At 55.9% G+C, this 20732-nt stretch carries 20 protein-coding genes; 12 read left to right on the top strand and 8 right to left on the bottom strand.

The window, feature by feature from the left end:
- Positions 1-131 precede the first annotated feature (131 nt).
- Entirely contained in the window at positions 132-3059 is a 2928-nt protein-coding gene (locus tag MWU49_RS14475; RefSeq protein ID WP_246973696.1) for a bifunctional serine/threonine-protein kinase/formylglycine-generating enzyme family protein, read from the top strand.
- A gap of 277 nt (positions 3060-3336) precedes the next feature.
- Complete coding sequence (locus MWU49_RS14480) at positions 3337-3816, top strand: transposase (protein WP_348646706.1); 480 nt, start codon at positions 3337-3339, stop codon at positions 3814-3816.
- Between the two features lie 263 nt (positions 3817-4079).
- Here the strand turns inward: MWU49_RS14480 and MWU49_RS14485 are convergent, their stop codons facing one another.
- The gene (locus tag MWU49_RS14485; protein WP_246973698.1) at positions 4080-5438 is read right to left on the bottom strand and encodes a hypothetical protein; all 1359 of its coding nucleotides are present in this window, start codon (positions 5436-5438) and stop codon (positions 4080-4082) included.
- A gap of 168 nt (positions 5439-5606) precedes the next feature.
- Between MWU49_RS14485 and MWU49_RS14490 the strand changes: the two genes are divergently transcribed.
- From MWU49_RS14490 to MWU49_RS14515, 6 genes are all read left to right on the top strand, one after another.
- Complete coding sequence (locus MWU49_RS14490) at positions 5607-6461, top strand: sigma-70 family RNA polymerase sigma factor (RefSeq protein ID WP_246973699.1); 855 nt, start codon at positions 5607-5609, stop codon at positions 6459-6461.
- Positions 6451-7176 carry a hypothetical protein gene (locus MWU49_RS14495; protein ID WP_246973701.1) on the top strand — a complete coding sequence of 242 codons (726 nt, stop codon included), beginning with the start codon at positions 6451-6453 and terminating at the stop codon, positions 7174-7176. Before MWU49_RS14490 ends, MWU49_RS14495 begins: the two co-directional genes overlap by 11 nt.
- 31 nt (positions 7177-7207) lie before the next feature.
- Positions 7208-7774 (top strand): hypothetical protein, encoded by a 567-nt coding sequence (locus tag MWU49_RS14500; protein ID WP_246973703.1) that lies wholly within the window; start codon positions 7208-7210, stop codon positions 7772-7774.
- Positions 7775-8183: 409 nt separating this feature from the next.
- Complete coding sequence (locus tag MWU49_RS14505) at positions 8184-11405, top strand: bifunctional serine/threonine-protein kinase/formylglycine-generating enzyme family protein (protein ID WP_246973705.1); 3222 nt, start codon at positions 8184-8186, stop codon at positions 11403-11405.
- 61 nt (positions 11406-11466) lie between these two features.
- Positions 11467-11616, top strand: coding sequence for a hypothetical protein (locus MWU49_RS14510; protein ID WP_246973706.1), 150 nt, complete (start codon positions 11467-11469; stop codon positions 11614-11616).
- Entirely contained in the window at positions 11609-11746 is a 138-nt protein-coding gene (locus tag MWU49_RS14515; protein WP_246973707.1) for a hypothetical protein, read from the top strand. Before MWU49_RS14510 ends, MWU49_RS14515 begins: the two co-directional genes overlap by 8 nt.
- A gap of 118 nt (positions 11747-11864) precedes the next feature.
- Here MWU49_RS14515 and MWU49_RS14520 read toward each other — a convergent pair whose 3' ends face one another.
- From MWU49_RS14520 to MWU49_RS14550, 7 genes are all read right to left on the bottom strand, one after another.
- On the bottom strand, positions 11865-12131 hold the full coding sequence (locus tag MWU49_RS14520) for a hypothetical protein (protein WP_246973708.1): 267 nt from the start codon (positions 12129-12131) through the stop codon (positions 11865-11867).
- Between the two features lie 32 nt (positions 12132-12163).
- Positions 12164-12604: a hypothetical protein gene (locus MWU49_RS14525; protein ID WP_246973709.1), complete on the bottom strand. Its 441-nt coding sequence runs from the start codon at positions 12602-12604 to the stop codon at positions 12164-12166.
- A gap of 282 nt (positions 12605-12886) precedes the next feature.
- Entirely contained in the window at positions 12887-13480 is a 594-nt protein-coding gene (locus MWU49_RS14530) for a hypothetical protein (protein WP_246973711.1), read from the bottom strand.
- 9 nt (positions 13481-13489) lie between these two features.
- Positions 13490-13786: a hypothetical protein gene (locus tag MWU49_RS14535; RefSeq protein WP_246973713.1), complete on the bottom strand. Its 297-nt coding sequence runs from the start codon at positions 13784-13786 to the stop codon at positions 13490-13492.
- 69 nt (positions 13787-13855) lie between these two features.
- Entirely contained in the window at positions 13856-15364 is a 1509-nt protein-coding gene (locus MWU49_RS14540; RefSeq protein WP_246973717.1) for an Hsp70 family protein, read from the bottom strand.
- 11 nt (positions 15365-15375) lie between these two features.
- Complete coding sequence (locus MWU49_RS14545) at positions 15376-16113, bottom strand: protein phosphatase 2C domain-containing protein (protein WP_246973720.1); 738 nt, start codon at positions 16111-16113, stop codon at positions 15376-15378.
- A 437-nt stretch (positions 16114-16550) separates the two neighbouring features.
- Complete coding sequence (locus MWU49_RS14550; protein WP_246973723.1) at positions 16551-16997, bottom strand: hypothetical protein; 447 nt, start codon at positions 16995-16997, stop codon at positions 16551-16553.
- Between the two features lie 89 nt (positions 16998-17086).
- Here MWU49_RS14550 and MWU49_RS14555 point away from each other — a divergent pair, with 89 nt between their 5' ends.
- From MWU49_RS14555 to tgt, 4 genes are all read left to right on the top strand, one after another.
- Entirely contained in the window at positions 17087-17464 is a 378-nt protein-coding gene (locus MWU49_RS14555) for a helix-turn-helix transcriptional regulator (protein WP_246973726.1), read from the top strand.
- A gap of 282 nt (positions 17465-17746) precedes the next feature.
- Positions 17747-18220 carry an RDD family protein gene (locus MWU49_RS14560; RefSeq protein ID WP_246973728.1) on the top strand — a complete coding sequence of 158 codons (474 nt, stop codon included), beginning with the start codon at positions 17747-17749 and terminating at the stop codon, positions 18218-18220.
- A gap of 256 nt (positions 18221-18476) precedes the next feature.
- Positions 18477-19541: a tRNA preQ1(34) S-adenosylmethionine ribosyltransferase-isomerase QueA gene (queA, locus tag MWU49_RS14565; protein WP_246973967.1), complete on the top strand. Its 1065-nt coding sequence runs from the start codon at positions 18477-18479 to the stop codon at positions 19539-19541.
- 73 nt (positions 19542-19614) lie between these two features.
- Positions 19615-20727, top strand: a complete 1113-nt coding sequence (gene tgt / locus MWU49_RS14570; protein ID WP_246973968.1) for a tRNA guanosine(34) transglycosylase Tgt — start codon at positions 19615-19617, stop codon at positions 20725-20727.
- Positions 20728-20732 lie beyond the last annotated feature (5 nt).

The following is a 20732-nucleotide window of genomic DNA, read 5'->3' on the forward strand; positions in this document are numbered from 1 at the left end:
TCGCGCGACTTGGCTCGTTCCCACAGAGCAACAAGATGTAGGGTGGAAATGGGCGTCAGCCCATCTCCACCAGTAGCCGCAACGCAACAACAACAGCTCATGATGTAAACGCACACATTGGGAAGGGAACCTTGGACAAACAAACCGCACTGCAGGCCCTGGGGCTGGCCGATAACGCCAGTGAAACCGACATCGTTCAGGCCATCGCCGCCAAAAAACAGAGCATTGCTGAAAAACAGGCCAGCGCTCCCACCGAAGCCCTGAAAACCAAGTTCGCCACCATGGCCAAAAAGCTGGATGAGATTGAAGCGGTGGTGACAACCGGGGGCACCCTAACCCGAGGGAACCAGCCTGTTGGCGATTCTCCGAGCCAGGATAAAACCCCTTTCCCACAGCAGCCCAGCCAGCAGCAAAGTGCTAAAGCCCCCCTTTCCCAAACCAAGCTCGCCGACCTCCCCGGCATGGCTCCGCAAGATGCTGTCCAGGTGGAATTACAGTCGGGCCATATCCTTGCCAACCGTTACGAAATCAAGGAACTCATCGGTCAGGGTGGTATGGGGGCGGTCTACCGCGCCTTCGACAAAAACCGCGATGAAGACATCGCCATCAAGCTGCTACTCCCCAGCCTCACCAAAAACGAACGCGCCCTGGAACGCTTCCTCAACGAAGCCCGCATCAGCTCAAAACTCAGCCACCCCAACATCGTCAACGTGTTCGATGTGCAGAGCGAAGGGGATCTATTCTTCCTCACCATGGAGCTGCTGGAAGGGCAAGACCTGCGCCAAATCATGGACAACCAGAAAACCGCAGGCCGCCCCTTTGATGTAGAAGACGTAAAAGAATACATCGCCGGCATCACCGAAGGCCTGGCCTACGCTCACCAGCACACCGTGCACCGGGATATCAAACCCGAGAACATCTGGGTTACTGAAGATCAACAAGTCAAACTGATGGATTTCGGCATCGCCCAGCTGCAATCCTCCAGCCAGCGCACCCAAACCGGCGCCGCCATGGGCACCGCCTATTACATGGCCCCGGAGCAGCTCAAAGGCGTGAAGGATATTGATGGCCGTGCCGATCAATATGCCCTCGGCGTACTGGCCTATGAAATGCTCACCGAAGACGTGCCTGCCGGTGTCATTGAGCCGGTGAATGCCTTAAGAAAAGACATCCCCAAAGGCATGGCTGCCGCCATCATGCAAGCCATGAATGCACGGCCCGAAAATCGTTTTCCTGATATCAATGCATTTAATGCAGCGATTCAATCGGGCAAGGCCCCGAAAATACCCAAAGCCCCCAAAGTGGCCAATCCGCACCTTTCTACCGGCCCCAACAAACTGGCTATTGCTGCCATGGTATTACTGCTGGTGGTGGGCATCGGCGTCGCCGCCCAGCAAGGCTGGCTGGATGCCCTGAAGCCTTTGGATAAAGAGCTGATCGCCCAGCAAAAAGCGGATGCCGCCAAACTGCAAGGCGAAATCAAAACCCTCAAGCGCCGCTTTGATAATGCGGTGCGTGATTTGGATCGCGACATCAGCGACGCCGAGCGCGATAAAAACAGCAAGGAAGAACAGCGCCTGCAAGCCTGGATGGATCTGGCTAAACGCTATCTGGTGGATTCCGCCCGCTATGGCGAGCTGGAAGGGCTGGAAAGCCAGGCCGATTTGCACCTGCGTGATGAGAAGCAGAGTGCTCAGGCTGTTGCTGTGCTGGAGCAGGCCCGTGATGGCTACCAGGCATTGATCGATGACTTCTATGCCGGGGAAAACGTCTCCGATCTATCACCAAAAGTCGGAGCCTTACGTAAACAGTGGCAAGGCAAACAAGGCAGCAAGGTATGGCCGGTATCTGAAAAGGTAGAAGCCCAGTACCAGCAAGCCCGCGCCAATGAAGCGGATGGCCTGTTGCGCGATGCCGAGCCCAAACTCACNAAACTCGCCGATAGCAAAAAGCTCACCCAGGTGACAGAAATCGAAGCTCTGAAAAAGGAAGAGCAACAGCACCGTGATGCGTTGAAGGCGGCAGCTGAGTTGGTGGCAGTAACAGGGGCAATGGAAGGGCTGCAAGGGCAGATTACTACCTATAAGGAGCTGACCCGCTCTGTGGCCAACCTGGCCCAAGCAGAAAAAAACGCCCTCAGCGCCAAGGCCAGTTATGAGAAGCAGCGTAAAGGCTACTCGCTGGATGACAATGCCTCGGCGAATAAGGCCGATGAACAGCTCACTGCCGCGCAGGCGGCATTGAAGAACAAGCAGTGGGTGGCGGCGGGTAAAGGCTTTGCCGATGCCAAGGCGGGGTATGACAGTGCGCTTAGTACTGAAAGTAAAGTGATTGCGAGTATTCATCAGGCGCGGGCGACGGAAGAAGCTGCGAGATCAATAACTGACTCGATGATCAAGATTCCTGGCGGTAGTTTCATAATGGGTTCAGATTCAGGCATGGAAGCGCCGATTCACAGTGTAAGCATATCGTCGTTTTATATGCAGGAGCATGAGGTAACGTGGAACCAGTATCAGCCGTGTATAGATGCGGGAGTGTGCCCGGATAACCGCGGGGATGGTGGAGACAATGGTTGGGGCAAAGGGAACCGCCCGGCGATCAATGTAAGTTGGAACGATATTCAGAAATATATTGGTTGGCTGAACAAGAAATCGGGGCAGGATTTTCGCTTACCAAGTGAGGCGGAATGGGAATATGCGGCGCGCGCGGGGAGTACGGGAAAATTTAGTTGGGGCGACAGCACGGACTGCTCCCATGCGAATTTTACTGACTGCAATTATCATAAAACAATGCCTGTTAAATCCTATTCGCCAAATGGCTTTGGGTTATACGATATGCACGGCAATGTGTCGGAATGGGTGCAGGATTGTTGGAATGACAGTTACGATGGAGCGCCAAGTGATGGTAAGGCGTGGGTTGTCGGGAGCTGTGGCGGACGCATTCATCGTGGTGGCGCATGGAATTACAGTTGGATCTATATGCGTTTAGCATCTCGTGGTGGCGGTCTCGTTTCTCTCCGCTTAAGCTCGACTGGCTTTCGGTTAGCCAAAGACCGCTAGTTACTGGGCTTGAGTAATGGGCTTGAGGGGCAGGTCTTTCCCCGCGCCTAAAGCGTCAACGTATTACGAAATGTGCAGAGTTGGCTGACGTTCTTTCTTCAAGGCATTTTGGATTGTTCTCCAGACAAGGGTGTTGGAGAACAAGATGGCCAGACCATTGCGCCTGGAGTTTGCTGGGGTGCTTTATCATATTACGGCTCGCGGAAATCGCCGGGATCTGATCTATGAAGACGATGGCGACAGACTTTCCTTTCTTGAGTAATTATCCCGTATTTGTGTGGTATATCGTTGGCAGTGCCATGCGTATTGCCTGATGGGTAATCATTACCATCTTCTTGTGGAAACGTCAGAGGGGAATATTGGGCAGAGTATGCGCCAGCTGAATGGCTGCTACTCGCAATATTTCAACCGCCGCCATGGTCGTTGCCGCCATGTGTTTCAAGGCCGCTATAAAGCCATTTTGGTGGAAAAGCAGGCGTATCTTCTGGAGTTGGTCATGTATATCGTGCTCAATCCTGTCAGGGCAAGAATGGTGCATGTCGCGCATGAGTGGCCGTGGAGTAGTTATCGAGGAACCATCGGAAAACGGGTATTGCCGGAGGGTGTGAGCGTAGACTGGATTCTGGCCACGTTTGGGGAAATGCGAGGCGTGGTGGTCAAACGGTTTGAACAGTTTGTCTGTGAAGGCGCAAATCAGCCTGCGCTCCATGTGAATCGCTCAAGAATCAGGTATACCTCGGCAGCGATGTTTTTGTAGAACAGATGGTTGCAAGGTTGGATGAGCAGGATCAACTTTCAGAGGTGCCTGCCCTTCAGCGTCGCCAGGTTGCCCGGCCATTGGAAGAGTATTCTGCATTATCGCCGAAACCGGAATGAGGCTATCAGGGCAGCCCATGCCAGTGGAGGATACGGCATGAAAGAGATTGGTGATTTCTTTGGCGTGCACTACTCAAAAGTGAGCAAGATAGTACGAGGGGCTCGGGGAAAGACCTGACTCTCAAGCCTCTCCTCTGCGCGGCTTCAAGGCGCTACTTCAGCAACGGCTGTCACTGGATAAAACCACTCGGCTTCCATGTCCCGGTATGCCGGTTGGCGCATGCCGAGGGTGGCCCCCATGTAGGTGGGGTCGGCCTCTACCCATTTGCCCGCTTTTTTAACCGCTGCGCTGAGGTGAGTCGGGAAGCGTAGGGCGGCAATTTCAGTATGTAGAAAATGGTGGCTGAGGGCGGCGAGCGCGTACACCCGGTCTTCGCAATCATTAAATGGGAAATACAGCGATTCGCTCAGTGTCATGGGTTTTTCCATGCCGAATTGCTGCTGGTCGATCTGGTAGGGCCAGCCCTGAATCTCGGCCAACAGGGCGGGGAATTCATCGGGTTGGGCATCGCCGTAGTGTTTGGCCAGTTGCTTGCCCAGGTAAGGGGGCAGTGGATCGTTCAGGTAATCGTCCACCGTCAGTAGCGGTTGCTGAATCAGGTAAGCAGTGAAGTCTTCGTCGAGTTCTACTTCCAGGCTGCCTTTACTGATGCGTTGAAGGTTTTCCAGCGCGGGCAAGAAGCTGCGGCTCAAGCTGGCATGGGTGGGCTGGGTGGCATCAAGATGCGGTTGGGTTTGCAGGTGGGTGGCTCCCTGGGTGCGGCGATAGGTGTCGGCATTGACCACATAGAGTTTGTCATTGCGCACCTTGAAGAAAGGCTGTTCATACCACTCCTGTTTGCTGTTGGCGAGCAGCAACAGTCGCCCCTGACGCTCCCCTAGCCGGACATCCAGTTGCTGTGTTTGCGCGAGTATCCAGCTGCACGCCAGTCTGCTGTTGGCATCCAGAAAATAGCCTTGGCAGAGTTCCTCGGCCAGTTTCAATGCTGCGTAGCTGTCGGCCTGTATACGCTGGCGCATAAAGCCGAACAACGGGATCAGCTCATTAAAATCGTCACTGGCTAACGCCTGCTGGCGAAACTGCTGCAATGCTTCGGCGGTGGTGCCTGTCAGTGTCGGCAAACGTTGCAGCGGCAGAGTGATTAAGCGGTGGCCGTAAAACCCTCCTGAGACGCTCGGCGGGCTGCTACGGCGATTGCTGTTGTCGTTGTGATTCAGCTGGGCTCCGGCATGGGTGGCTTGCTGGTGTGATACGCCAGGTTGCAGCGAGGGTTTAGGCTGTCGCGGCAGCGGGTTTTCCAGCGCCTCATTGAACTGCTGCCAGTCCTGAATGAAGTCACGGGCAAACTCTCGCTCCCCTGTTTCGCTGAAATGTTCAAAGCTGCGGGCGCTTTGGGCGCTGAAACGTGCAAATTCGTCAGCAAAGCTGTCCGCCAGAGAGACGCCGGTTAATGTCATCAACAGCATGGCGGCGGCAGGGCGAAGAAAGCAGGCTGCATTCATAAGGTGTTACCGGTTATCCAGAGTGATATGGCTTTTTGACGGACAACGCCGGGATTTGCCGCGTTTACCCGTAAAGGGCTGGTCATTAGTGGGTGTCTGGGGTAAAAACTAGACGGAATAATCAATAAATTCAAACAGTTCGGAATTTTTGTACAGGGCGTACGTGTCATGTCATCAACGGGGGTGGATTGGCCGTCAGTGATTTTTGATCCTGCTTTTATGAGCGGGCTGGATCGCATGGCCGCCAAGCGTTTTGTTCAACCGGTGCTCGCCGAGGAAGCCACCACCGCCATGCTGGAAGCGCTTGGCGAGAACGACTGGCAGCGGCTGGCATCATTTGGTGGTAAAAGTTCACCGGCTACCTTTGCCTATGCGGTGGCAGGGCGCGCCATGGAAGACTTCGCCCGTAGGCGCTTTGGTCGCCCGCGCCCCCCAAGATGGCTACAAGAGCTGGGGCAGGGATGGGTGCGTGTCTGGCAGATGCTGTGCCTGGAGCGGCAGTGGACGGAAGTGATTCAAACCCGCCTCGCCGCCGATTTTCAAGACGGCCTGCTGGTTGAGGCTATCCGCACCATCAAGCAAAGAATCCCCCGCTGTGGCGAGCCCGGTTTCTCCGAATGCTGCACTACCGAGCTGGGCCTGGAGCAACTGCCGGACGATCAGGGTGAAACCCTGGATGACACCTTGCACCAGGCGCAACACCTCCATGCACAGGAATTGCTTGGTCAATTATTGTCCGCCAATGAAGCAGAAGCCCAACTGCGTCCGTCTGAGGATAGTGAGGCCGAACTGACCACCATGCTGGAAAACATCGAGGTCTCCCTGGATCTGAGCGAGGAAGACAAATTGCTGTTATCGCTAAGTTATGAAGATGGTCTCTCCAGCCGTAAAGTTGCAGAGCTGGTGGAGCTTTCTCCTGCCACCGTGCAGCGACGCTTACAGGATATCCGTGCCCGCTTGCGCGCCAGCCTGCAGGGTATTGGCCTGGAGAATACCGATGGGGAGGTGGCGTATGGCGAATAAGACGGAACGCGCCATATTGCAGGCCATGATTCATCCTGCTGCTACACCATTGAGTGAGCAGCCATTGTTCTCCGATTTCACAAGCGATGACGCAATCCTTGCGGCCTTTGTCGATGGCACCCTTGAACCCGCACAGCACAACGCCGTACAGGCCGCTTTGGCCAGCAGTGGTCGGTTACGTCATATATGGCGCGGTATGCGCGAAGCGAACCATGCTGCTGGTGAGTCGACTTCAGCTGGCAGCACAGGCAAGAAACACCGCGCCCCCTTGTGGGGAGGGCTCGGTCTGGTTGCCAGTCTGGTACTCGTGGTGTTGGTGCAAACACAGCAAGCACAAAGAGACTCGCAGCCTGCCACAGGCTTGGCCATGGAGGCCGAGCAGATCCCGGCACCGACATTGGCCTCCCGCGCCGTGCCCGTCGATGCCTGGCATGCTTTTATTGCCACCTATGACAACCCGCAGCAAACCATGGCCGAGCTGGGGGATGCTACACAGCTCGCGTTTACCCGGTTGGCCGGGCAGGCCAGAGCCCTGGAAACTGGCGAATGTTCTGACGCTCAGCTGGCCCCCCTGCGCGAAAGTTTTATCACGCTTAGCCAGCAATATCCCGAAGAGCTGGGGCCACTCATTCCGGCCAAGAGCACGGATTGGTGCCATTTAGGCAAAGTGTTGAGGCAAACCGCCGCCATGGCCGTCTCAACCCATAACCACTGACAAACCGTTTTTTAAAGGGAAGGGAAGAACCATGAAAATGCGCACCTTGATACTGGCACTTAACGTCACCCTGCTGGCCGCTTGCTCCTCCAACCCAGCGGGTAACCCCAGCGGAGCCTTGGGTAACCTGCCAGAGTGGGCAGTATCGCCCAGTTCAGAAAAGGGCCTCGCCGATAGCGCCTGCGTGCAATACAGCGGCGTGCTCAATGTAGACCGCAGCGAAGCCATCACCCTGGCCAACGAACAACTGGCCGCGCAACTGGAGCGTAAAGTTGCCTTCCTGGGCAAAAGCTTCCAGAGCAAAACCAAAACCACCGATGGCCTCAATGTCGGCACCAACTTCACTCAGACCGGGCAGCAACTGGTGCAGAAAACCCTCACCGGCACCAAGGCCACTGAAATGGGCGTCTATGAGGTGTCCGGTGTTGAGCAACTGTGCGTACTGGTGGAAATGGACGAGGCCCGCACCCGCGATTTCTACAGCAAAATGAAAAATGCCAGCCGTGCCACCCTGGATGCCCAGGACGACAGCGTGCTGTACGAGCAATTCCGTGCCTACAAAGCGGATCAGGAGCTGCAAAAGGCCATGGCGCAGTAGTAGCCAGCCAAGACCACGGCAGGACTGGTTTATGGTTTTAGAGCGCGTTCCTGACTTTCGTAGGAGTTTACCTGCAAGCGATCCAGCCTTCGGAAAGGCGGTAATCGCCGGCAGGTTGGCTCCTGCAGGATGGCAATGATGTGCTGGATTGACGAGGAAGATATCACCGTGAATAGCGGCAGAGGTATGGTAATCGGTTGTGGAAGACCTTTCCCCTGAACGCTACCCCATATGGGGTATGCCGTGTTCACAACGGCAGTTATTCCCGCCACACTTGGCATAATGGCTTACAGAAACCCGGTGAAAGGATGCTGGAAGACCCGCAAGCCGCCTGTTCTCAGTGTTCTGAGGCAGTACATGAATAAATGAATTAGAACCTATTGCAGTAGAACCAAAAAGGGAAGGGACCTTGGAAAAGCAGACCGCGCTCAATGCATTGGGGCTGGCCGATAACGCCAGTGAAGCTGAAATCGCGCAAGCCATTGCCGCCAAAAAACAGAGTATTGCCGAGAAACAGGCCAGCGCGCCGACGGATGCCCTGAAAGTCAAATTCGCCACCATGGCCAAAAAGCTGGATGAGATTGAAGCGGTACTGGCAGCCGGAGGTGATTCTGCTGATCCTCAAGCCCCTTCGCCTGCAAGCAGCCTCCCACAAGAGCCTAGCCAGCAGCCCAATCAGCCGCAGAGCGCCAGAGCCCCCCTTTCCCAAACCAAACTCGCCGACCTCCCCGGTATGGCCCCGCAAGATGCCGCTCAGGTGGAACTGCAACCCGGCCAGATCCTCGCCAACCGCTACGAAATCAAGGAACTCATCGGCCAGGGCGGCATGGGGGCGGTGTACCGCGCCCATGACAAAAACACCGACCGGGAAATCGCGCTAAAGCTGCTGCTGCCAAGCCTGCTGAAAAACGACAGCGCCCGCGAACGCTTCCTCTCGGAAGCCAAAATCAGCCAGCAACTCAGCCATCCCAATATCGTCAACGTGTTCGACGTGCAGAGCGAAGGGGATCTATTCTTCCTCACCATGGAGCTGCTGGAAGGGCAGGATCTNAACGCCGTTAACCAGCCCACCCCGGTAGACGAGGTCAAACGCATCGCCAGCGAACTTTGCGATGCCCTCAGCTACGCCCACGAATTCACCGTGCACCGTGACATCAAGCCGGAAAACATCTGGCTGGATGAAAAAGGCCGGGTAAAACTCATGGATTTCGGCATCGCCCGCGTGCAGAGCGCCAGCCAGCGTACCCAGACTGGTGCCGCCATGGGCACCGCCTACTACATGGCCCCGGAACAACTTCAGGGGCGCGAATTGGATGCCCGCGCCGATATCTATGCCGTGGGCGTGATGCTCTACGAAATGCTTACCGGGCAAATCCCTGCAGGGCGCTTTGAATCCGCCATTACCTTGCGCAAGGAGATCGGCAAAGGGCTGAACAACACCATCGACAAGGCGCTGGCGGTAAACCCGGAGCAGCGCTTTGCCAATGCCGGGGAAATGAAGGCGGCGTTGCTCAGTGGCAAGACGGGCAAGGCCCCGAAAATACCCAAAGCCCCCAAAGCGGCCAATCCGCACCTTTCTACCGGCCCCAACAAACTGGCTATTGCTGCCATGGTATTACTGCTGGTAGGAGGCATCGGCGTCGCCGCCCAGCAAGGCTGGCTGGATGCCCTGAAGCCTTTGGACAAAGAGCTGATCGCCCAGCAAAAAGCGGATGCCGCCAAACTGCAAGGCGAAATCAAAACCCTCAAACGCCGCTTTGATAATGCGGTGCGTGATTTGGACCGCGACATCAGCGACGCCGAGCGCGATAAAAACAGCAAGGAAGAACAGCGCCTGCAAGCCTGGATGGATCTGGCTAAACGCTATCTGGTGGATTCCACCCGCTATGGCGAGCTGGAAGGGCTGGAAAGCCAGGCCGATTTGCACCTGCGTGATGAGAAGCAGAGTGCTCAGGCTGTTGCTGTGCTGGAGCAGGCCCGTGATGGCTACCAGGCATTGGTCGATGACTTCTATGCTGGTGAAAACGTCTCCGATCTATCACCAAAAGTCGGAGCCTTACGTAAACAGTGGCAAGGCAAACAAGGCAGCAAGGTATGGCCGGTATCTGAAAAGGTAGAAGCCCAGTACCAGCAAGCCCGCGCCAATGAAGCGGATGGCCTGTTGCGCGATGCCGAGCCCAAACTCACTGAACTGAAAGCCGGTTACACCGCGTTGATTGCCGCCAACGATGATATGGCCAAGGTGAACCAGTCACTCAAGCAGGCACAAGCCGCCTGGCAGAAACTCGCCGATAGCAAAAAGCTCACCCAGGTGACAGAAATCGAAGCTCTGAAAAAGGAAGAGCAACAGCACCGTGATGCGTTGAAGGCGGCAGCTGAGTTGGTGGCAGTAACAGGGGCAATGGAAGGGCTGCAAGGGCAGATTACTACCTATAAAGAGCTAACCAATTCCGTAGCCAATCTGGCTCAGGCCGAGAAAAATGCTCTCAGTGCCAAAGCCAGTTATGAGAAGCAACGTAAAGGGTATCCGCTGGATGCCAACGCTACGGCCAATAAATCAGGTGAACAACTTGTGGCTGCACAGGCGGCGCTGAAGGCCAAGCAGTGGGTGGCGGCAGGGAAGGGCTTTGCTGAGGCCAAGGCGGGGTATGACAGTGCGCGTAGTGCTGAGAGTAAAGTAATCGCCAGTATTAACCAGGCGCGGGCGGCGCAGAAGAAAGCGCAGGCGGCCAAGGCAAGCTACGAAAAAGTGAAAGAACATGATCCCGACGCTGCGACAACGGCAAAAGCGAGTCAGGCGCTGGTGGCTGGGGATAAGGCGCTGGCAGGACGGCAGTGGAATTCTGCGTTGAGCCGTTATGTTGAAGCGGAAAAAGGACTGAGAGAGGCTGCTGATTTAGCCAGAGCAAGCATGGCCGCGGCCTCAATTGCGGCCTCAATTACTGCGGCTATGGTGAAGATTCCCTCTGGTACTTTCCGTATGGGATTGGCGCACTCTAATCATACTCCTGTCCACAGCGTGAGCGTGTCATCGTTTTTCATGCAGGAACATGAGGTGACGTGGAATCAGTACCAGCCGTGTATTGATGCGGGGGTGTGCTCCAGTGGTGGGGATGCAGGCTGGGGCAAAGGCAACCTCCCGGTGCTCAATGTGAGCTGGAATGATGTTCAGAAATATATCGGTTGGCTGAACCAGAAGACCGGGAAAACATTCCGTTTGCCGAGTGAAGCGGAATGGGAATATGCGGCGCGGGCGGGCTCCACCAGTGACTACAGTTGGGGGGATAGCATTGGTTGTGTCAAGGCACGCTATGGCCGTGGCGATGGAGGACCGTGTGGTAACAGATATAAGGGGCCCTCGCCTGTAAAGAGTTATTCACCAAACCGATTTGGCTTGTACGATATGCACGGTAATGTGTGGGAGTGGGTGCAGGACTGTTGGCACGATAGCTATAGTGGCGCACCGAGTAATGGTAGTGCGTGGACGAGCGGGGGAGATTGTGGGAGGCGTGTGGTGCGTGGCGGCTCCTGGAGCAATTTACGGGGCTACCTGGTTTCGGGCAACCGTGGCAGGAATTCCGCATCGGATCGCACCCTCACAATCGGCTTCCGATTGGTCCAGGACCGCTGAGAGGGCTCGGTGAATGACTTGCCCCAAGAAATAAACAAGAGTAATTCATTCAGGATGAAACATGGATAGTAAGTGGCCTGATTTATTAGAGACAATGCTGAGTCATTTTATTCAGGATTTTTTTTGGCGTGATTGTCGTAGCGTCTGCATTGATGGTTTGCTTTTGGGCAATTGGCAAGCTGTGGCCGAATTTGGCAGGCAATTTGTTTGAGAATCTTCTGGAGCGGTTGAATGAGGTGGAAATATGCTTTCGTGATGGGCGGGGTATTCTACGATTTCGCCCGGGTGAAGAGCAGGCGGACCAGAAAGTGGAAGATGGCGATGCGGACGATGAAGAGTAAGGGTTGAGGGTCAGGTCTTTCCCCGTGCCCATATCCGATACGTGCCTCTGACACTGAATGTTACAGGGAACGATCTGCCCCCAACGGCTCAGGCATACCGTTTATGGACGGGCACCCATTATGATTCTCCGTTCATTACTTCATACACCAGCGGTGTGCAGCTGCCACGCTGTAGCTGCTGTATTCTGACCGACACTTCGTCTCCCATGCTGATGGCCTGCAAGCGGGACGGTGCCAGCTGCAGTTCTTGGTTCAGCTCAGGCGCAAACACGGTGACGGCCTCTTCGTTGACCGCGCGCACTTGTGTCAGACTTTCCACGGTCAGGTATTGGCAAGCCCCACCCGCCGGCTGTACACAGGCACTGACTGCAAACACGATACCCACAATGACTAATCCTGCTAAAGACCACGTTTTCATCAACGCACCACCACTTGAATGGGGGACTGACGTTGCAGGTATTCGCGCTCGCCGGGCCTCAGATCTTCGACATACTGAACGCCCCTATAGGTGAGGCGATTAATAATATACAGCTGGACCGTTCCCGGCTGTAGGGCCTTCAGCTCCACATGCCGATCATCCGGATAGATCACCTCGACTACGCCGGGTTTGTCTGCCATGACTCCCCAAATTATGGAGCCGGTTGGAATAAAAGAAGCGCCCTGGCGGATCACTTGCCGCTGCTCACCTGCTTTCAGATACAAGGGCTCATGGATATCGTCATTCTTGCCCCAGCAGCCACCCGGAAGATCACAGTGCAGGCTGCCACAGCTGCTCAGCAGAGCCACGGCCATCGCCAGCCATAAAAGTCGTGTTATTTGGATCAGCCTTGTCAGGCCCTTTTGTTGCTGTCGGTTCATGGGTCAACGATCCCGGTGTGTGGCGTAGTTAAAATTTAAGTCGTTGGAAATTAAGTGGTGCGTAATCAACATCTTAAAATCTTAACACAGGTTCAATCGCCGCAGGTGTTGACGGCACGGGGGCTTTAGGGTCACACGGGGGCTTTAGGGTCAGGTCTTTCCCCGTGCCTATATCGGATTCGTCCCTCTGACCTAAATGTCACAGGGAAAGATCTGACCCCAACGGCTCAGACCCCAACGGCTCATATGACCCCAACGGCTCATTCCTGTGCGTCGGCATTATCAGCCGATGGATGCCACGAAACTTTTCAGTGCGTTGGTGGGTTGGGCTCGCTTCTTGACCAGTATGTCGTCGTTGATTTTGAGAATAACGCCTTTGATCAGGTCGGTGGTGTTGCTGATATGCGCTCTGACTTTTAGCAACTCGACTTCTTCACTGATTTTACGGCCTTTGAGTGACAGGCGCTTGTCTGCCTTGCCTTTGGCAAGATCACTGCCCAACAGGGATGTGATTTTTCCTGCGGCGTTTTGATCTGCTGCCAGGCGGTGTATGTAGTATTTCATCAGTGTCGGGATGAAGTCGGTTGACCCACCCAGCTCGTAGCTTGCCAAACTCAGAATATCCAGCATGTGTGCAGGAATCCGGCTTTCTACCGGTTTGCGTGCTGTATCTAGCTCGCGGCGTACTGCCGGGGTGGATTGATGGGGCAGCAGGGCAACCTGATCGCATTGGTTGCAGACGCCAACCAGTACATTCTTGACGATGCCGCTGCCATCGCTGAAGGGCACATCACGAAGCTGATACGTGGCGGTTTGCAGTGATTGGCAATGGCTGCAAATGGCTTTTTGGGTATCGCCAACCTTGAAAATTTTCATGGTGTCACCTCAGTGATGCACGCTGATAAAGATGCAATCGGGTTCCAGGAAGTACCACTTGATGTACCAGTCTTGCCTGGCGTGGCGGCAGGTTATGATGTGCACATCGACCTCTGGCACCTGGTGATGCGGGGAGCAGGTGTACTCTGATCCTCTTGCTCTGCCGATGATGGCGGCGACGTCTGCCGGGCTGATTTCGCCGGTAGCAAGCAGGTTCTTGATATCAATATCACCGCGTTGCTCATGGATTATGGCTCCGCTGCCCAGGCAGGCGATGGCTTGTGATTTTGCCTTTCTGAAACCCATTCATGTCCTCAAATTGTACGCCAGATGTCGTTCGTGTCAATCCTGGGCTTTTTTGCCTGATCATTCGTCTCAGCTATTCACTGGCGTATGATCAATCCACTCTTTCTGCCTCACCAGTTCGTCATCCAGTGCGGCACCGTTTTCATCCATGACCTGTTTTAGCTGCTGGCCGGTTTGCGGGTTGCGGGCGGTGGCGGTGACCAGGCCTTCCATGTCGTAGGCGAGGGTGATTTCTACCGCATAGCGGACGGGGGCGTTGTCGGGGAGGGCGAAGAGGAAGTAGCCGAGGCTTTTTTCGTTGTCGTTGGGGCCTTTTTGTTGCACCACTTCGATGACCATGCGCGGCTGGCCTTCGCGGTTAGTGTGGAAGGTGACGGTTTTGCTGGCCGGCACGGGCTGGTTTTTGTCGATCATGACTTGTACTACAGGCTGGCCATCGCGCCCGGCTACGCGAATGCCAAGTTGCCAGGCGGTGGCGCGCTGGAGCTTTTTCTGCTGGCTATCGTTGGCGAAAAGCTGGTTGGCGATCAGGGCGGCACCGTAGGCGACAGCCTGGTGGGGCTGTTTGAGGAGCAGGCCATCTTTGGGGCGGCCGGTGCGCTCGGCCAGTTTTTCCCGTACCAGTGGCAGCAGGCTGGAGCCACCGGTGAGAAGGATATGGTCAACCAGTTCCCAGCCCATACTGGCACCTTGCAGGCAACGTTCGCAGACGGCCAGGGCCTGATCGACGAGCTTGTCTACCAGGCGGTTAAATTGGGGCAGGGTGAGCAGGAAGTCGACGCTGCGACGATTGAGTAGCAGGGTTTTACGCACCTGTGTGACGCCGGGGCGGCATAGTTCCAGTTTGGCTTCGGTGGCGAACTGGCGCATTTGTACCAGGGCGGTGGGGTCTTCGCGTGGGTCGGCATCGTGCAGGCGCTCATACTCGTCGGCGATCTGTTGCATGATGGCTTCGTCGACGGTTTTGCCGCCAAGGTCATGTTGGCCATCGGTGCCGAGGACGAACAGGCCGTTGTCATCGGCCTGCAGCAGGGTGGCATCGAAGGTGCCGCCGCCGAGATCGAATACGAACAGGGTCTGGTCGCCGCTGATGTCGTTGACGCCATAGAAGGTGGCAGCGGCGATGGGCTCTTCAATCAGGGTAACCCGCGGGATGCCAGCTAGCAGGGCGGCTTGTTTGGTGGCCTGGCGTTGTTTGTCACTGAAGTTGGCGGGCACGGTAACCACGGCTCCGCCGATATCGTCTGGCAGAAAGCTGCGGGTGTCATCGAGTAGCTTTTTCAGTACCAGTGCGGAAATGGCTTCGGGCCGCCAGGCGCGTTGCTGATGGTCGGGGAAGTGCTGGTTTTCCCCCATGGCCAGTTTGACGAAGCGGACATGGGGGGTGGCGGGGTCTTCCTGTAACAGTGCTTCTACGGCATCGCCGACATAACCGCCGTGGCTGCCAATGTGCACCACGGAAGGGGTGCGGAAGCTGTTGGTGTCAAAACGGTCGGGTACCAGGGCGACTTGATTTGCGGCGTTGATGTAGGCAGCCAGCGAGAAGGTGGTGCCAAGGTCGATACCCAGATACAGCATGTGAATCCCCGTTATTCAAAATTGATGCAGATGGCAGAGGCGTTGTCTGCGGTGTTGTTGTCGATGGCCTGTTGCACCAGTGCTTGTGCAGACTTTGCTGCAGCCTGCTGGAATTGTTCTGGTGACATATAAGCGTATACCCCGTCGCTGCACAGTATAAGACGATCCTTGCGGCGCAGGGGTATTTGCTGGATACCAATATGACGCGGGCTATTGGGCGTTCCGCCTAGGGAAGAGGTAATCAGGTGCGCCATGGGGTGCTGTTCTGCATCTTCCTGGCTGAGGACTCCTTGGGCGACTTTTTCGTTGACGAAGCTATGGTCGTGACTGAGCTGGGCCAGTTTGCCTTTGCGTAGCAGGTAGGCTCGGCTATCGCCCACCCAAGCCAGCCAGCAGTGATTGCCTTGCTGAAGGGCCAGCACCACGGTGGTGGCCATGCTGTTGGTGCGCGGGTGCTCTTCCATGTAATTCAGCAGGTGCTGATGACAGCGGCGCAGGTGTTGTTTCAGGGGATGTGCCTCAAGAGCAGTATCCTGGTTTCCCGAGAGTGCTTCGAGCAGGAAATCACAGGCCAATCGAGAAGCAATATCGCCATTGCCATGGCCACCGACACCATCGCAAAGTATGGCGACTCCCGGGCCGATGCTGACGCTGTCTTCGTTGCCGGCTTTATTTGGGCCGGTTTGAGTCTCGGCGTTGGCTTGCCAGTGCAAGGGAGGCCTGGAAAAGGGGCGTAGCCAGTGGGACATGAAGTTTCCTGCTATTATGTTTGTTGTTTAGACGGACAGGCGGGGGGATAGCCTCGGAAGAAAATGCGCCGGAAAGGTGCTAAATACTGTTAGGCGACGCTTTTTCCATAGCTGTCCGTTAATGCCCTGTAGCATCCACTATCCATGTGTGGGGTTTGGTGTAAGTAATCCAGATCATACCGTTAAAGCCTTGGTAAAAAAGTCTTAACCTCATCCGTGTGCCATGGGTTAAGTCATTCTTGACACCTTTCTAGCCATGCTTGGTTTGTGATAAGTGATAAGAATCAAGAAGAGACCTTGGATACCCGTTAATGGCGTTACACCCTCAGGCTTGAAATTAAGGTTTATGAGGGGGCTGTAGGATTGCTGGTTCAGGTAGGCTGAACTGCTTCACGAGAGTGGATGGAGATATGGAGCCCTCATTCGGAGGGCTCTGTTTATGCCGCGTAGTCTCTTGATGCGTTATAGAGGCACACAGCGGCAGTACCTGTGACCGCCACACCCAGTAGCTTGATCCAAGGGTTTTGATTTCTGGTAAAGAGTGCTCCGGCTCCGGCACCAAAAGCCCATGCCTGGAGCTGATGGCTAGTTTTACTGCCATGCAGGATGTAATTGGCAATGTGCTCGCAGTTGTTGGTGAGGAGCCGATAGGAGCTGTTCTGTTCTATCAGTTCAAGAACTCTGTCCATCAGCCCTTCACGCTCTACATTCTCTTTTCGAATGATGCGATAGGGCTGGCCCATCGAAAAGTCCTCCTTGGAGGTGATGCGGATTGCTCCGCCCGGTTGGATATGGGCAATGCCGTTCTGTAGCTGAACGCCAAGGTGAAGGACTGGCCCTTTTTGCCGGAGCAAGAGGTCGCCAAAGATTGGTATTTGAGTCATAATTTAATCCTGAATACAGCAGTTAATTTCGATTCCTGTATACGTTAAACCTAAATTGTTACGGGTGCAATCTTTTGATTGAGGTCGTTATGCCTTCTGATCAAACGACATTTTCAGCTGTCCTGGGCGTTGTATTGGCTAACCTCAGGAAGATGAAGGGGATTGAGCAAGGTGAGATGGCCAGAAAGATGGGCGTCTCTCAGGCGAGTTACAGCCGTCTTGAAAGTGGCAAGTCGTCATTTTCAGTGGATCAGCTCTATCTTGCTGCACAGGCTTTGGAGATTGATGGGGCTGAGCTGACACAAAGGCTCAATAACGCGGTCAAGCAACTCAATGTTAATGGCGTGCCGGTTATTGCGCCTCTCAGGGCCAACGCAACCAAGGCGGGTGAAAGCGGTGTGGATCCTGGTTCAATGCTGATGGGAGCTGGGCTGGCTGCGCTTCTGATCGGGATGTTGACCAAATAGGGCGGTATCCTTGGATGTGCGCGGACGTCTTTGGAGGCCCTAGGACTATGTTCAATGACTTGCTTTGTGAGCCTGCGTTATACTGCCGCCCGCGAAGGGTTCGGGTCCCATTTTTAGGCGATTTTCAGTGGGGCCAACAGTGTGGCCAACACCCTTTCATGCTTTTTTATTGTTTTCAAAATCAGATGGTTGGGGCTCTATTTGAGTCCGGCCTCTGTACCAAACAATAAAAAAGCCCGCTTATGCGGGCTTTTTTATGTCGGATGTCCGACGGAGTGATCCATGACTGATTATGCTCCCCCGGCCGGTTTGCTCAAGCGCCTGATGGCGTTGGTATATGACGGCTTTCTGGTGCTGGCGCTGTGGTTTGTCACTGCCGGTATCTTTGTATTGGTATACCCAAGCCTCGGGTTGCCGATGGAATCCATCAATGGCGTGGACCGGGCGGCGCCGTCTTACCTGCAGGGGCTGCTTTTCCCGATCCTGATGGTGGAAACCTGGTTGTTCTATGCCTGGTTCTGGATGCGTGGCGGCCAGACTCTGGGCATGCGAGCCTGGCGTTTGCAGGTGCGTGACTACCGTGGCGGCCCCGTGAAGTTGTGGCAAACCCTGGCCCGCTTTCTGGCCGCGTGTCTGTCATGGGGGCTGTTTGGCGCCGGTTATCTGGTGGTGCTGATAGCGCCTCACCAGACCCTGCATGATCGCCTGTCTGGCACCGCTACTGTGCAGTTGCCGAAACAGGCAAAGAAGCGCTGATTCCTCCCCTGCCCTTCTCGCAAAGCCGCTGTAGGAGTTCCTCTTGAGGGACGAATCACGCGTTAGCGAGAAAGGGCCGTCGGGTTTCTCCAGATCGAGCTGGAGCCTGGCGTCGTTGCATTTCCTCGCCAGGGCTCGGATTCGCTCCTCGAGAGGAGCTCCTACGGGGACTCCGTAGAAGCCTTGAAGGGTGTTTTTTCCCTTTCCAATACCGGGTATCCTTGCCCTCCCTTGAACTTCCGTGCCGGTACAGTACGTGAACGTCGACGACTTTGATTTTGAACTCCCGGATGGGCTGATTGCCCGCCATCCTCCTGCCCAGCGCCGAGATGCGCGCCTGCTGGCGCTGACCCGTGACAGCCTGCAACACCAGCAATTTCCGGATCTGTTGGGTCATGTGCGCCCCGGGGATCTGCTGATCTTCAACGACACCCGGGTGATCCCGGCCCGCCTGTTTGGCCAGAAGGACAGCGGCGGCAAGGTCGAGGTGCTGATCGAGCGGGTGGTGGATGACCGCGAGGCACTGGCCCACGTGCGTGCCTCCAAATCGCCCAAACCGGGCAGCTGGCTGCAATTTGATCAGGGTGTGCGTGCCCAGGTCACTGGCCGCCGGGATGCTCTGTTTATTCTGCAGTTTCAGGGATGTGACACCCTGTTGGGCGCGCTGGAGCAGATCGGCCATGTGCCGCTGCCCCCTTACATCGACCGCCCGGATGAAGCCGGAGACATGGAGCGTTACCAGACGGTCTATGCCCGCGAGCCAGGCGCGGTGGCGGCGCCCACCGCCGGCTTGCACTTTGATGACGAGATGCTGGCGGCGCTGGAACAGCACGGGGTTGATATTGGTTACGTCACCCTCCATGTAGGAGCAGGGACCTTTCAGCCGGTGCGTGTGGACAAGGTGGAAGACCACCACATGCACAGCGAGCGTTACCAGATTCCGGACAGCCTGGTGGAGCAGGTGGCCCAGGCCCATGCCCGTGGTGGCCGTATTGTGGCGGTGGGCACCACCGCCCTGCGCGCGCTGGAAGCGGCCAGCCAGTCCGGCAGCCTGCAGGCCGGGCAGGGCGAAACCGATATCTTCATCTATCCCGGTTATCAGTTCCGGCTGGTGGAGTGTCTGTTGACCAATTTCCACCTGCCCAAGTCCACGCTGCTGATGCTGATCAGCGCCTTTGCCGGGCAAGAAAGAGTCATGGCTGCCTACCAGGCGGCCATCGAGGCAGAGTACCGTTTCTTCAGTTACGGCGATGCCATGTTTATTGAGGGAACGCAGCACGCAACACGCAACACGCAACACGCGGGTGGTGCTGGCAAATGATCCTTTTGTTCAAGTTTTTTGGCGTGCTGCGTGAAGCGTGCCGCGTGCAAGCGAGCTCTAATCCATGTCCCGAATGACTTTTCAGCTCAACACCACCGATGGCGCGGCGCGGCGGGGGCAGATTACTTTCCCGCGGGGCACGATTCAGACCCCGGCGTTCATGCCGGTGGGGACCTATGGCACCGTGAAGGGCATGTTGCCCAAGGATCTGGCCGATACCGGCGCGGAGATCTGTCTGGGTAATACTTTCCACCTGATGCTGCGGCCGGGTACCGAGGTGATCGAGGCCCACGGTTCCCTGCATGGCTTCATGCAGTGGGACAAGCCGATTCTCACCGATTCCGGTGGCTTTCAGGTGTTTAGCCTGGGCGAGATGCGCAAGATCTCCGAGCAGGGGGTGGTGTTCAAGAACCCCATCAATGGCGACAAGGTAGAGCTGACTCCGGAGCGTGCCATGTGGGTGCAGCGTTCCCTGGGCAGTGATATCTGCATGATCTTTGATGAGTGCACGCCGTTTCCGGCCACCGAGCAGCAGGCTCGTGACTCCATGGAACTATCCCTGCGATGGGCAAAGCGTTCCAAAGACGCCCATGAGGGTAATGACGCCGCCTGTTTCGGCATCGTCCAGGGCGGGATGTACGACAACCTGCGTCGTGAATCACTGGCCGGACTGGTAGACATCGGCTTCGATGGCTATGCGGTGGGCGGCCTCAGTGTCGGTGAACCCCAGGAAGAAATGCTGCGTACACTTGGCAATCTGACCCCGCACATGCCCCAGGACCGCCCCCGTTACCTGATGGGGGTGGGCAAGCCTGAGGATATTGTTGAGGCGGTACGCCGTGGCGTGGACATGTTCGACTGCGTGATGCCTACCCGCAATGCGCGCAACGGCCATCTGTTTACCTCTGAAGGGGTGATCAAGATCCGCAATGCCAAACATCGCCATGACCTGTCTCCGCTTGAGGCCGGTTGTGACTGCTATACCTGCCAGCATTTCTCACGCAGCTATCTGCATCACCTGGATCGCTGCAACGAAATGCTTGGCTCCCAACTCAACACCATCCATAACTTGCGCTATTACCAGCGTCTGATGGCTGGATTGCGGGGGGCCATTGAAGGGGGTACATTGTCCGCCTTTGTGGACGACTTCTATGCCGCTCGGGGTGAGCAAACCCCGGCGTTATGACTGTT

Source organism: Alcanivorax sp. S6407, from assembly GCF_023016115.1.
Taxonomy (GTDB): Bacteria; Pseudomonadota; Gammaproteobacteria; order Pseudomonadales; family Alcanivoracaceae; genus Alcanivorax.